Source organism: Streptacidiphilus sp. EB103A (assembly GCF_041261405.1).
Lineage (GTDB): Bacteria > Actinomycetota > Actinomycetes > Streptomycetales > Streptomycetaceae > Streptacidiphilus.
On the sequence record NZ_JBGCAQ010000023.1, the window covers coordinates 146,610 to 159,139 of the forward strand.

The 12,530-nt window shown below is 71.0% G+C and carries 12 protein-coding genes; 8 read left to right on the forward strand and 4 right to left on the reverse strand.

What is annotated here, in order from left to right:
• Window positions 1–2: 2 nt before the first annotated feature.
• On the forward strand, window positions 3–1,496 hold the full coding sequence (locus tag ABH941_RS33030) for a DUF5719 family protein (protein WP_370133266.1): 1,494 nt from the start codon (window positions 3–5) through the stop codon (window positions 1,494–1,496).
• Window positions 1,497–1,505: 9 nt separating this feature from the next.
• Here the strand turns inward: ABH941_RS33030 and ABH941_RS33035 are convergent, their stop codons facing one another.
• Window positions 1,506–1,967, reverse strand: coding sequence for a metallopeptidase family protein (locus tag ABH941_RS33035; RefSeq protein WP_370133267.1), 462 nt, complete (start codon window positions 1,965–1,967; stop codon window positions 1,506–1,508).
• Between the two features lie 194 nt (window positions 1,968–2,161).
• On the opposite strand from ABH941_RS33035, the gene ABH941_RS33040 reads away from it, so the two are divergent.
• The 5 genes from ABH941_RS33040 to manA all read left to right on the forward strand — a co-directional run bounded on the left by ABH941_RS33040 (window position 2,162) and on the right by manA (window position 7,038).
• Window positions 2,162–2,533, forward strand: a complete 372-nt coding sequence (locus tag ABH941_RS33040) for a DUF3499 domain-containing protein (protein ID WP_134004337.1) — start codon at window positions 2,162–2,164, stop codon at window positions 2,531–2,533.
• A 98-nt stretch (window positions 2,534–2,631) separates the two neighbouring features.
• Window positions 2,632–4,017 (forward strand): phosphomannomutase/phosphoglucomutase, encoded by a 1,386-nt coding sequence (locus ABH941_RS33045; protein WP_370133268.1) that lies wholly within the window; start codon window positions 2,632–2,634, stop codon window positions 4,015–4,017.
• 167 nt (window positions 4,018–4,184) lie between these two features.
• Window positions 4,185–4,355 (forward strand): Trm112 family protein, encoded by a 171-nt coding sequence (locus tag ABH941_RS33050; RefSeq protein WP_084718490.1) that lies wholly within the window; start codon window positions 4,185–4,187, stop codon window positions 4,353–4,355.
• A 34-nt stretch (window positions 4,356–4,389) separates the two neighbouring features.
• On the forward strand, window positions 4,390–5,712 hold the full coding sequence (locus ABH941_RS33055; protein WP_370133269.1) for an SIS domain-containing protein: 1,323 nt from the start codon (window positions 4,390–4,392) through the stop codon (window positions 5,710–5,712).
• Window positions 5,713–5,787: 75 nt separating this feature from the next.
• Window positions 5,788–7,038 (forward strand): mannose-6-phosphate isomerase, class I, encoded by a 1,251-nt coding sequence (manA, locus tag ABH941_RS33060; protein ID WP_370133284.1) that lies wholly within the window; start codon window positions 5,788–5,790, stop codon window positions 7,036–7,038.
• Between the two features lie 91 nt (window positions 7,039–7,129).
• Here manA and ABH941_RS33065 read toward each other — a convergent pair whose 3' ends face one another.
• The 3 genes from ABH941_RS33065 to ABH941_RS33075 form a co-directional block, all read right to left on the reverse strand.
• A complete protein-coding gene (locus ABH941_RS33065) occupies window positions 7,130–7,615 on the reverse strand; it encodes a hypothetical protein (RefSeq protein ID WP_370133270.1) in 486 nt (161 codons plus the stop codon).
• A gap of 58 nt (window positions 7,616–7,673) precedes the next feature.
• On the reverse strand, window positions 7,674–8,504 hold the full coding sequence (locus ABH941_RS33070; protein WP_030264025.1) for a heavy metal-binding domain-containing protein: 831 nt from the start codon (window positions 8,502–8,504) through the stop codon (window positions 7,674–7,676).
• Window positions 8,505–8,571: 67 nt separating this feature from the next.
• A complete protein-coding gene (locus ABH941_RS33075) occupies window positions 8,572–9,591 on the reverse strand; it encodes a heavy metal-binding domain-containing protein (RefSeq protein ID WP_370133271.1) in 1,020 nt (339 codons plus the stop codon).
• A 400-nt stretch (window positions 9,592–9,991) separates the two neighbouring features.
• Between ABH941_RS33075 and ahcY the strand changes: the two genes are divergently transcribed.
• Together ahcY and ABH941_RS33085 are read left to right on the forward strand one after the other, a co-directional pair.
• Window positions 9,992–11,440: an adenosylhomocysteinase gene (gene ahcY, locus ABH941_RS33080; RefSeq protein ID WP_370133272.1), complete on the forward strand. Its 1,449-nt coding sequence runs from the start codon at window positions 9,992–9,994 to the stop codon at window positions 11,438–11,440.
• A 95-nt stretch (window positions 11,441–11,535) separates the two neighbouring features.
• The gene (locus tag ABH941_RS33085; RefSeq protein ID WP_370133273.1) at window positions 11,536–12,177 is read left to right on the forward strand and encodes a hypothetical protein; all 642 of its coding nucleotides are present in this window, start codon (window positions 11,536–11,538) and stop codon (window positions 12,175–12,177) included.
• Window positions 12,178–12,530: the final 353 nt, after the last annotated feature.

Sequence of the window (12,530 nt, forward strand, 5' to 3'; positions counted from 1 at the left end):
TGATGATCAGCCGTACCACCCAGTCCCTGCTCGCGGCGGTCGGCGTGCTCGCCCTCGCCGTCGGCATCGCCGAGGTCCATCCGCCGACCGGGCAGGCCGCGGTCGCCGGTGCCACCGTGCTGACGGCGGTTCAGCACACCACGCTCATCTGCCCGCCGCCGGTGCAGGGCGGCAGCGGCAGCACCGGGTACAGCCTCGCCGTCCCCGGCGCGCTGTCGGGCGTCGCCCCCGCGACCGCGAGCGGGTCGGGCAGCGGTGCGGCCGCCGCCAACGGCGCCTCACTCGGCAGCCTCACCCCCGGCGGAACCGGCTCCAAGTCGCTCGCCAAGCAGAGCCAGGTCGGCGGCAGCACCACGGCCAAGGCCGTCAGCGGTGACAAGGCCCCGGCCCTGCTGGCCGGTTCCGACGGCACCACCGCGCCAGGCTTCACCGTCCAGCAGACGACCAGCGGCGTCGGCTCGACCCTCTCCGGCACCGGCTGCACCGCCCCCGGCACCGAGTTCTGGTTCTCCGGGGCGGACACGAACAAGGGCAGCACCGACTACCTGGAGCTCAGCAACGCCGAGGCCACCGCCGCGGACGTGGACATCCAGATCTTCGGCCCCAGCGGCGAGGTGGACAACACCCAGGCCTCCAACATCAATGTGCCGGCCGGCGGCACCGCCTCGCTGCTGCTGTCCACCCTGATCGGCCCCGGCAACGACAACAGCTCGCTGGCGGTGCACGTACTGGTCCGCAGCGGCCGGGTGGCGGCGGCCCTACACGCCGACAGCGGTTCCAAGGGCGCCGACTGGATCCCGGCCACGACGGCCGGCGGCACCCAGGTCATCGCCGGGCTGCCGGGCGATCTCACCGACGCCACCCTGGTGGTGGCCGCGCCCGGGACGGCCGACGCCGACCTGAAGGTGCAACTCGCGTCACAGAGCGGCTGGATCACGCCGGCCGGCCATGAGACCGTGCACGTCAAGGCGGGGATGGTGACCTCGGTCGACCTGGGGAACATCACCCGCGGCCAGCCGGCCGCGCTCCGGCTCACTCCCACCGACCCCAAGCAGGCCACTCCGGTGGTCGCCGGTATCCAGGTGGTGCGCGGCGGCAGGAACGGGACCGACACCGGCTACCTGGCCGGCAGCGGCTCGATCGGGCAGCGGGCCACCGCGGCCGGGAGCACCGGCAACGACACCACGCTGCTGCTCACGGCCACGGACACGACAGCCGTGGTGAAGGTCGGCACGATCGGCTCCGGCACCACCCCGAGCAGCACCAGCGTCTCCGTCCCGGCCGGGACCACGGTGTCGGTCACCCCCAAGGCGCCGGGCAACGGGACCTATGCGGTGACGGTCGAGCCGGTGTCCGGGGGAAGCGTCTATGCGGCGCGCATGATCACTCACACGAGTGGTTCGGTCCCGGCATTCACCATCCAGCAGCTCACCGACGACCGCAGCACGGTGCAGATCCCGCACGCGGTACAGGACAACTCGATCCTGACGCGCTGACAGGTCGCGTCAGTCGTCGTCGGGGGAGGGGTCGACCGCGTCCGGATCCATCCCGAGCAGCTCGGCGACCTGCTCCACCACGATCTCGTGGACCAGCGCGGCGCGCTCGTCACGCCCCTTGGCACGGGTCTCCACCGGGCGCCGGAACACCACGATCCGGTCCGGCCGGCCCTGCCCGGCCGGAATCAGCCGGCCCAGCGGGACGTCCTCCGCACGGACGTTCTCCAGGTCGGCCTCGGGTTCCCCGGGCAGCGGGGCCGGGACGTCCTGCACCGCGAACTCCACCCCGGTCAGCTGCGGCCAGCGCCGCTCCAGCCGCTCCACCGACTCGCGCACATAGTCGTCGAAGAGCTCGGAGCGACTGAGCGACAGCGGCACCTGCGGGGGCGCGAGCGGCCCGCGCAGTCCCCGGCCGTGCCGGTCACGCCGACGAGGGCCACGCCCCGACCCTGACCCTGCTGGTCTGTCCATCCCCGCAGCTTACGGGCTGGGGAGCGATAGGGGCCGGGCGCCCACCGCCTGGCACGCGCTGATCCGGCCCCTATCGCTCCCCAGCCCGTGAAGGCTCCACGCGGCCGTGAACTCCGGCGACCCGACGCCGGATTGCGGGCGACACGGGGCGAGTCGTCGCGGACAGGTCGCCCGGTGAGGTACCGTCCATCGTCGTGAGCCCTGTACGTCGCTGTTCGCGCACCGCGTGCGGTCGTCCCGCCGTCGCGACGCTGACGTACGTCTACGCGGACTCGACAGCCGTCCTCGGACCGCTCGCCACCTATGCCGAGCCGCACTGCTACGACCTCTGCGCCGAGCACTCCGAGCGGCTCACCGCCCCCCGTGGCTGGGACGTGGTACGGCTGACCGTCGACTCCGGGCCGATCCGGCCCAGCGGCGACGATCTGGAGGCCCTGGCCAACGCGGTCCGCGAGGCCGCCAAGCCCCCGGTGCGCCGCCAGGACGGCGGCAGTCCGGCCGACCCCACCGAGGTCGGCCGCCGGGGCCATCTCCGGGTGCTGCGGTCGCCCGATCCCCAGCAGTAGCCTGCTCACAGCCCGTCCTTAACAAGCACCGGGTAATCTCCCCCTACCAGCTGTGACCGCAGACCTGTGACCGCAGACCAGAATGGCGGAGATTCCGAGTGCGTGACCTGAAGCAGATCGTGAAGGCGTACGACGTGCGAGGCGTCGTCCCCGACCAGTGGGACGTGCCGCTCGCTCGCGCCTTCGGTGCCGCGTTCGTCCTCGTCACCGGCGCGGACGCGATCGTCACCGGACACGACATGCGCCCCTCCTCCCCGGGGCTGTCCCGCGCCTTCGCCGAGGGCGCCGCGGCCCAGGGGGCCGACGTCGTCGAGATCGGCCTGTGTTCGACCGACCAGCTCTACTTCGCCAGCGGCAAGCTCGACCTGCCCGGCGCCATGTTCACCGCGAGCCACAACCCGGCCCAGTACAACGGCATCAAGATGTGCCGGGCCGGCGCCTCCCCGGTCGGCGAGGACACCGGCCTCGTCGAGATCCGCGAACTGGTCGAGTCCTGGACCGCCGAGGACGACACCGTCACCATCCCCGGCTCGGACGCCACCGCGGGGACCATCGCCCAACAGGACGAACTGCAGCCCTACGCGGACCACCTGAACGGGCTGGTCGACCTCCGTGGCATCCGCCGTCTGAAGGTCGCCGTTGACGCCGGCAACGGCATGGGCGGCCACACCGTGCCCACCGTCCTCGGCGGTCTCCCGCTGGAGATCGTGCCGATGTACTTCGAGCTCGACGGCACCTTCCCGAACCACGAGGCCAACCCGCTGGACCCGAAGAACCTGGTCGACCTGCAGGCCAAGGTCCGCGAGGTCGGCGCCGACATCGGTCTGGCCTTCGACGGCGACGCCGACCGCTGCTTCGTCGTGGACGAGCGCGGCGAGCCGGTCTCGCCCTCCGCCATCACCGCCCTGGTCGCCGTGCGCGAACTGGCGCGGGCCAAGGCGGACGGCGAGGAGGAGCCGACGATCATCCACAACCTGATCACCTCCTGGACCGTCCCCGAGGTCGTCCGCGAGCACGGTGGCAAGGTCGTTCGGACCCGGGTCGGCCACTCGTTCATCAAGCAGGAGATGGCCCGTACCGGCGCCGTCTTCGGCGGCGAGCACTCCGCGCACTACTACTTCCGGGACTTCTGGCGCGCCGACACCGGCATGCTCGCCGCCATGCACGTCCTCGCCGCGCTGGGCACGCAGGACGGCACCCTCTCCGAGCTGGTCGCGGAGTACGACCGCTACACCGCCTCCGGTGAGATCAACAGCACCGTCGAGGACCAGGCCGCGAGCACCGCCGCCGTGCGCGAGGCCTTCGCCACGACGCCGGAGGTGACCTTCGACGAGCTCGACGGTATGACCGTCACCACCAAGGACTGGTGGTTCAACCTGCGCGCCTCGAACACCGAGCCGCTGCTCCGGCTGAACGTCGAGGCCCGTGACGAGGCCACCATGGCGAAGGTCCGCGACGAGGTGCTCGCCATCGTCCGCGGCTGACGGCCCGCCCGCCCGTCCCCCAGTCGCCCGTCCCGCTGTACCGCCGCCGTACCGCCCCCGCGCCCCTGCCGTCCCCGACGGCCGCGCGGCGGCGGTACGGTAGCCATCCAGGGGCGAACGACGCCCCCGCACCCACCCGTCCCGTCCCCACCCGGAGCGCACCGGCCATGAGCATCGACCCCGCCCTGCTGGAGATCTTCGCCTGCCCGCAGTGCCACGCACCGCTGCGTGAGTCGGACCAGGAACTCGTCTGCACCTCTGCCGACTGCGGCCTGGCCTACCCCGTGCGCGACGGCATCCCGGTGCTGCTCATCGACGAGGCCCGGCGCCCGGCCTGACCGTCGCCACCGTCCCCGCCCGGGAGGCCACCGCATGATCGAGGAACGCGTACTCGACAACCCCGACGAGCTGGCGCGTGCCGACGACACCGAGGTCCTGCTCGACCTGGCCTCCGCGGGGGCCATCGTGCGCACCGCCGTCCGCCTCGCCGGGGAGGCCGGTCTCGACCGACTCCACCCCGAGGGGCGTCCCCGGGCGGTCTTCGTGGCCGGCCACGGCACCGCCGCCCTGGCCGGGGAACTGTTGGCTGCCCTCGGCAGCGGCAGCTGTCCCCTCACCGTGCTGCGTCCGACCACCGCGGACGACTCCGCAGGCTCCGCCATCGCCTACACCTCCGCTCTGCTGTGGAACCTGCCCGGCTGGGCGGGTCCGTCCGATCTGCTGATCGCGCTGTCCAGCACCGGGGCCGAGCCCGGCCTGGTCGCCCTGCTGGAACAGGGCTATGCGCGCGGCTGCTCCACCGTCGTCGTCGCGCCCGCGGACAGTGCCCTGTCCGAGGCGGCGCTGCAGACCCGGGGCCTGCCGCTGCCCTTCCTGGCCCGGGCCGAGGCGCCGCGCCACCGCACCGCGTTCCCGGAGGGGGACCTGCCCCGGGAGCTTCCCTCGTCGCTCTGGGGACTGCTCGCCCCGGTCCTCGTCCTGACCGACCTGATCGGGGTGGTCGACGCAGCCCCGGCCTCGGTGCAGGCGGCGGCCGACCGGCTCGACGAGGCCGCCGTACGCTGCCGCCCCGGCGCGGAGACCTACGGCAACCCCGCCAAGACCCTCGCCGTCCAGCTCGACGGGGTGCTGCCGCTGCTCTGGAGCGACGGCCCCTGCACCGGGGCGGTCGCCCTCAGATTCGCCGCCGCGCTGGCCGACCTGGCGGGCCGCCCGGCTGTCTGCGCGACCCTGCCCGAGGCCCTGAGCACCCAGTACGGCCTGCTGGCCGGGAACCTCGCGCCCGACCCGGACGAGGACGACTTCTTCCGGGACCGTGCCGAGGACGGGGCCGAGCTCAGGCTCAAGGTGCTGCTGCTGCACCGCTCGCCGGAGCCGGACCAGCACCCCGACCCCTTCGCCGACCCTCTCTCCGACCCGCCGGCGGACCAACGGGCCGACCAACAGGTCGGCGACTGGGCCGACGAACGGGCGGAGCAGGGCCGGACACCCACCTCCCGCCGGATCCTGGCTCGGGCCCGGCGCCTCGCCATGGACCATCAGATCGCCGTCAGCGAGTTGGCCAGCGCTCGTTCCGACAACCTCGAAGCGATCGCGGAGCTCGTCGCCCTGACCGACTTCGCCGCCGCCTACCTAGGTCTCGCCTCCTCCGGCACAGCTGACGTCCCCGCCGGCGCGGCACCGGCCGATACCTAGACCTTCCCTCAGCCCCTCCTTTCGTCCCTTTCGTCGACTGCTCATCGCCCGATGCCCAGAATCAGGAACTTCACCGTGGACCGCCTCAACAACACCATCCGTCCCTACGCATGGGGGTCCCGCACCGCCCTTCCGGCTCTGCTCGGCACGCCGGCCACCGGTGAGCCGCAGGCCGAGCTCTGGATGGGCGCGCACCCCGGAGCACCCTCCACCGTCCACAGGGAAGGCGGGCCGCAGACCCTGGACGCCGTCATCGACGCCGACCCCGAGGGCGAGCTCGGCGCCGCGGTCGTGGAGCGCTTCGGCCCCACCCTCCCCTTCCTGCTCAAGGTCCTCGCCGCGGGCGAGCCGCTCTCGCTGCAGGTCCACCCGGACCTCGACCAGGCCAGGGCCGGGTTCGCCGACGAGGAGAGCCGGGGCGTCCCCATCGACGCCCCCTACCGCAACTACAAGGACGCCAACCACAAGCCCGAACTCATCTGCGCCCTCGAAGACGCTGGGGGACGCGAGTTCGAAGGACTCTGCGGATTCCGCGCACCGGATGAGACCGCACGGCTCCTGGAGAGCCTGGCCGTACCCGCACTCGCGCCACTGGTCGAGATCCTGCGCTCCAAGCCCGAGGAGGAGGCCCTCCGTGAGGCGCTGACCCTCGTCCTCACCACCGATCCCGCCGCGGTGCGCACCACCGTGGCCGAGACCACCGCGGCCCTGGAACGAGCCGCCGCGGACCCGCACGGCGACCTGCCCGCGGAGATCCACTCCGCCCTCGGTTCCTACGCCGCCCTCGGCCGTGCGTTCCCCGACGACCCCGGAGTCATCGCGGCCCTGCTCCTCAACCACGTCCGGCTGCAGCCGGGCGAGGCGCTCTACCTCGGGGCCGGAATCCCGCACGCCTACCTCAGCGGCATCGGCGTCGAACTCATGGCCAACTCGGACAATGTGCTGCGCTGCGGCCTGACGCCCAAGCATGTGGACGTCCCCGAGCTGCTCCGTATCGTTCACTTCCGCAGCACCGACCCCGGCGTGCTGCGTCCCGTCCCGGTCCCCGGCTCGGACGGCGAGGAGCTCTACCCGACGCCCATCGACGAGTTCCGGCTCTCCCGCTATCTGCTGGACTCCGGAAGCCGCCGCGTCCCCACGACGACCCCGCAGATCCTGCTCTGCACCGAGGGGACGGCGGTCCTCACCGAAGAGGACGGCGCCTCACTCACACTTCGTCGCGGTGAATCCGCGTTCATTCCCGCCCAGGGCACGAACCTGCTCGTTGCCGGGGCACCCGGCGAGGCCCGCAGCACGGTCTTCCGGGCTACGGTCTCGCTGACCTAAGAAATACACCCGGGCACCGACAGACGCCCCGGGTTCCGGCGGAAAATGCCGGAACCCGGGGCGAAGATCACTCGTACGAGTGGCGTCGGAGTCAGCCCCCGAGTACCAGCTTCTGCAGCGCGGCCCGCGCCCGGGCATCGGAGCGGGCCCGCAGCGATACCGCCGTCGCCAGCGCGGTGGCCCACTCGTCCAGGGCCACCGGCTTGCGCGACAGCACGACTCCGCGCACGACCGTGGCGACCTCGCCCTGAGGGCGCCCGTGTGCCAGCGTGAGGATCAGCCGCCGGTCGTCCAGCGAGACCTCCAGCTTCTCGACCCGGCCCTCCCGACCGGCCAGCCGGTCCCCGACCGACCGCTTGCGCTCGAAGACCACCGACCCGGGCGGCAGCGCGTCGGCCAGTGAATCGGTCAGCACCTTGACGTAGATCTCCAGATCCGCCGAGTCCTGGCGCAGCGCGGCGGCCAGCATGTCGATCGACGCCTCCGGAGCCTCGGCCACGCCGTCGACGGCGTCCGCACCCTCGACGGCGCCGTTCACGTCGTCCGGCCGAGCGGGCAACGGGTCATGCTCACTCATCGTCCATCCCCTGCGTCGTCCATCCCTGCGTCAGCACCAACCGGACCTTCGAAGCTTCTCACCCGTCCAGGCTGAGCACCATCGTCGGCCGCTCGATCTCATGGTCCGCCCGCAGTGGGCGGACCGCCGTGCCGATGGAGAAGAACTCGGTGGTGTGGCCGCCCCAGCGGTGGTTGTGCGCGTTCAGCTGCACCCCGACGACGCCCTCGGCGTGCAGCGCCTCCGCCTCGGCCTGCATCCGCGCCATGGCCAGCTCGCGGGCGTCGTAGAGGGCCTGGGTGAACTGCTCGATCTCCACGTTCTTGCCGAGGTTGGAGAAGACCGCGCCCATCTTCTGGTGGGCGATGTGGTAGACGCAGGTACCCATCACCATGCCCAGCGGCGCGTAGCCGGCCCGGATCAGGGTCCAGAAGTCCTGTCCGGACAGGTCCGAGGTGAAGGGCTGGCCCTTGTTGTTGCGCCAGCTGCCGCCGCCGGGGGGCGGGTTGTCCGCCTTCACGGCGGTGCCGATCGCGATGAACTCGGCCACGTCGTTGCCGAACTCGCGCGCCTCGACCGTGAGCCGCACCCCGACGATGCCGTCCGCCCCCAGCGCGGCGGCCTCGGCCTCCATCCGGGTCATCGCCAACTCGCGTGCGTGGTACATGGCCTGACTGAGGGTCTCCAGTTCCTGGTTCTTGCCCCAGCGGCCGATCTGGATGCCCACGTGGTAGATCGAACTGCCCAGCACCAGGCCGATCGGCTTGAACCCGGCCTCCCGCACCAGCAGGAACTCGTTCACGGACAGGTCGCTGGTGAAGATCGAACCGGGTTTGCCCGGCTCCAGCTCGGCCAGTCGCCGCATCGCATCCGCCGGAACGCCCTGGGCGTTCGGCTCCGTGTTCGTCATCTCGCTACCCCTCGTCACACCAAGCAGTTCGGACAGTCGGTTCTGTGGCTTTGATCGGTCGGTGACGCTAGCCACCCGTCTCGTTCAGCTCCTGCACCAGCCGCTGGTACTGCGCCCGGTCCCCGTAGGGGCTGGACGCGACCGCCGCCAGCCGCCGTTTCAGCAGCTCGCCGCGGTCGCCCAGGGGCATCACCGAGAGCGTCCGGGGAGGCTCACGCCGGGCCTTGAACCTGGCGATGGTGGTTCCCACCATCGTGGACTCGGCGACGTGGTCCTCCTGCTCGGAGTTGTTGCGGTTACGAGCCCGCAGGCAGGACTCCCGCCAGACCCGCAGATCGCTGCTGGCCATGATGACCGCGTCCCCGCCCTGCCGGGAGCCCTGGAGCTGCAGCTGCCGGCGTGCGTCGGAGCGCACCTCGTGGATCAGGTCGCTCCAACCGGTGACCTCGATATTGCGCCAGGAGTAGCTCTGCGACTGGGTGCGGTAGTCGTCGTGGCGCACCCCGATCGACATCCCCACCAGCAGCTCCACCGGCACCCAGCCGGAGGCGACCAGCTTGGCGAAGCCCTGCCCGTCCAGGTGCGAGGTGAACGGGTGCTTCGGCCGCACCGTCCCCTGGGCGCGTACCGCCGTGCCGATCACCTTGAACTCCAGGCAGTTCGGCTGAGCCACGAACGGGGCCATGGTGAGGGCAGCCGAAACCACTCCGTCCCCGCCCAGCGCCAGGCACTCGGCCGTCATCCGCTGCAGTGCGGTCTGCCGTGCGCTGTTGAAGACCCCGACCAGCGCCGCGGCCGGTGACCCCTGTCCGGAGACCGCGATCGGCGCGTCGCCCACGTTCCCGTAGCTGAAGCCGTACCCGGCTCCGGGGAACAGGCAGTCGTGATAGCCCCAGTACCGCCCGCTCCGGCCGACGTGGAAGACCGCCGACCCCATGACCTGTCCGACCGGCTCGAAGCCGACCGAACGGATCGACGCGAACTCACCGGTCGACAGCGCCGAGGTCCACGTCCCGCTCGCCCTGACCTCGGCCATGCGCTCCGCTGCCGCCGGCGGCAGCCCGCTGCCGCTCCATGGCACCGACATCCGCTCCACCCCATCCGCCGCGCACCTAGGACGCGCCCTAGGACGAAGATTCGACCGTGCGTATCGGAATGTACGCCTGTCCTCTCGAATCCATCACACACCCCCGAGGCCGAATCCGGCCGTCTCGCGGGCGACGCGTCGGCGGGTCGGTGTAGATTCGTTGCAGAGCCAGACGTCGCTGCTGATGGCGGTCGGTGAGTTCGGGCAGGTCGTCCCGCAGGGGAGGGCAGTCCGGGCCAGCCGAGGGAGAGAGGGCCTCCGACGCACTGGGCCGCACAAGGCACGACCTCGCAGACTCGCGCACCCTGCGCGACGTCGGCGCTGCTCGTCGTGTCCGCGTCCCACCACTGCCCGGGCCGGCGCAGCCGGCGCCTCGTAGCGATAGCGATGGAGACCAAGCATGTCCGCAACTCCCACCGGCGACTTCAAGGTTGCCGACCTCTCCCTGGCCGCCTTCGGGCGCAAGGAGATCCAGCTGGCCGAGCACGAGATGCCCGGCCTGATGTCCATCCGCAAGGAGTACGCGGCCGCCCAGCCGCTGGCCGGCGCCCGGATCACCGGCTCGCTCCACATGACCATCCAGACCGCCGTGCTCATCGAGACGCTCACCGCTCTCGGCGCCGACGTCCGCTGGTGCTCCTGCAACATCTTCTCCACCCAGGACCACGCCGCCGCGGCGATCGCGGTCGGCCCCGAGGGCACCTCCGAGAACCCGCAGGGCGTCCCGGTCTTCGCCTGGAAGGGGGAGAGCCTGGAGGAGTACTGGTGGTGCACCGAGCAGGCCCTCACCTGGCCCGGCGAGGTCGGCCCCAACATGATCCTCGACGACGGCGGCGACGCCACGATGCTGATCCACAAGGGCGTCGAGTTCGAGAAGGCCGGTGTCGCGCCGGACCCCTCGACCGCCGACAACGAGGAGTTCCGCATCGTCCTGGAACTCCTGAACCGCAGCCTTGCCGAGAGCAAGAGCAAGTGGACCGAGGCCGCCGCCGCGATCAAGGGCGTCACCGAGGAGACCACCACCGGCGTCCACCGCCTGTACGAGATGTTCCGCGACGGCAGCCTCCTGTTCCCGGCCATCAACGTCAACGACGCCGTCACCAAGTCGAAGTTCGACAACAAGTACGGCTGCCGCCACTCGCTGATCGACGGCATCAACCGAGCCACCGACGTCCTCATCGGCGGCAAGGTCGCCGTGGTCTGCGGCTACGGCGACGTCGGCAAGGGCTGCGCCGAGTCCCTCCGCGGCCAGGGCGCCCGCGTCATCGTCACCGAGGTCGACCCGATCTGCGCCCTGCAGGCGGCGATGGACGGCTACCAGGTCACCACCCTGGACGAGGTCGTCGGTATCGCCGACATCTTCATCACCACCACCGGCAACAAGGACATCATCCTTGCGAGCCAGATGGAGAAGATGAAGCACCAGGCCATCGTCGGCAACATCGGCCACTTCGACAACGAGATCGACATCGCCGGCCTCGGCAAGCTGCCGGGCATCGTCCGGACCGAGGTCAAGCCCCAGGTCCACGAGTGGCGCTTCGCCGACGGCCACACCATCATCATGCTGTCCGAGGGCCGCCTGCTGAACCTCGGCAATGCGACCGGTCACCCGTCGTTCGTGATGTCCAACTCCTTCGCGAACCAGACCATCGCCCAGATCGAGCTCTTCACCAAGACCGAGGAGTACCCGGTCGGCGTCTACGTGCTGCCCAAGCACCTGGACGAGAAGGTCGCCCGCCTCCACCTGGACGCGCTGGGCGTCAAGCTCACCGTCCTGACCGAGGAGCAGGCCGCCTACATCGGCGTCCCGGTCGAGGGCCCGTACAAGCCGGAGCAGTACCGCTACTGAGCCGCGCGGTGAGAGTGCGTTGAGCGCGTTGGAGTGGCCGACCCCCCGATCCAAGGGAGGTCGGCCACTCCGCTGTCCACCCATAGAGTCGGACCATGCCCAGCGGCCGCTACTCCTTCCACGACACCCACGACGACACCCCTCTCGGCGAGGAACGCTTCAGCTGCGCCCGTGGCCCGTCCGGCTGGCGCTACACAGCGCAGACCTTCTCCGCTTCGGGGGAGCCCGAGGGGTCGATCGACCTCACGCTCGACCAGTACAGCCGCCCGCTCCGGCTGGAGCTCCGGCACCAGGGCTGGCAGGTCCGCGGCGGTCTGCTGGACGGTCTCAGCTGGGTCCGCAGCCACGAGGACGACCCCACCGGCCAGCACGCCCGCGAGGGCACCGAACGCGCCCACGCCTTCATGGGCCGCTCCCCGGCCTTCCTCATCGCGACCGCCCGCCTGCTCCGGCTCCAGCCCGGCAGCACGACCCGGCTGCGCCTGGTGAACCTGACCGACCCGGTGCTGGCACCGCACACCATCGACCAGGGCTGGACCCTGGAGGCGACCGAGTCCCACACCACCGACAGCGGCCCACTCCTGGTCGAGCGCTACCGCGTGGCCGACCTCGGCACGGGCGAGGAGCGCGTCGTCCACCTGGCCGGCGATGTCCTGCTGGCCGCCCCCGGCATCGAGCTGGAGCAGCTGGAAACTCCACCCAGCAAAGCCGTTGACGGGCCCGGCGACGCCGGGTAGGTTCAAGCGGTTGCCTGCGATTGGACAAGTCGCATGGCAGGTGAGTAGTCTCTGACACCTCGCCCCCGAGGGCAGTCGAAATCCAGCAGGGAATCTGGCAGAAATGCCGGGTCAATGCTGTTCGCGCTGTCGCAGGCGGTGGGCCGTGAAAGCGGGTCGGAAAGCCTGATAAGCTTACTGACAACGGCGGGGAAATTCGCCGCCGGCACAGCAGTAAACGTAATTCGACTGGTTCGACCGGCCGAAACGGTCTGCTAAGCTGGAAAACGAAGGAAGCGCCCGGAGGGCTGGTGTGAAAGCCGCTCGAAGGAAGCGTCCGTACCTTGAGAACTCAACAGCGTGCCAAAAGTCAA

Excerpts from the sequence above, each read along its gene's own strand:
- ABH941_RS33035 (WP_370133267.1), bottom strand. The coding sequence starts at position 1,967 with ATGGACAGACCAGCAGGGTCAGGGTCGGGGCGTGGCCCTCGTCGGCGT.
- ABH941_RS33075 (WP_370133271.1), bottom strand. The coding sequence starts at position 9,591 with ATGTCGGTGCCATGGAGCGGCAGCGGGCTGCCGCCGGCGGCAGCGGAG.
- ABH941_RS33030 (WP_370133266.1), top strand. The coding sequence starts at position 3 with ATGATCAGCCGTACCACCCAGTCCCTGCTCGCGGCGGTCGGCGTGCTC.
- ABH941_RS33065 (WP_370133270.1), bottom strand. The coding sequence starts at position 7,615 with ATGAGTGAGCATGACCCGTTGCCCGCTCGGCCGGACGACGTGAACGGC.
- ahcY (WP_370133272.1), top strand. The coding sequence starts at position 9,992 with ATGTCCGCAACTCCCACCGGCGACTTCAAGGTTGCCGACCTCTCCCTG.
- ABH941_RS33055 (WP_370133269.1), top strand. The coding sequence starts at position 4,390 with ATGATCGAGGAACGCGTACTCGACAACCCCGACGAGCTGGCGCGTGCC.
- ABH941_RS33070 (WP_030264025.1), bottom strand. The coding sequence starts at position 8,504 with ATGACGAACACGGAGCCGAACGCCCAGGGCGTTCCGGCGGATGCGATG.
- ABH941_RS33085 (WP_370133273.1), top strand. The coding sequence starts at position 11,536 with ATGCCCAGCGGCCGCTACTCCTTCCACGACACCCACGACGACACCCCT.
- ABH941_RS33050 (WP_084718490.1), top strand. The coding sequence starts at position 4,185 with ATGAGCATCGACCCCGCCCTGCTGGAGATCTTCGCCTGCCCGCAGTGC.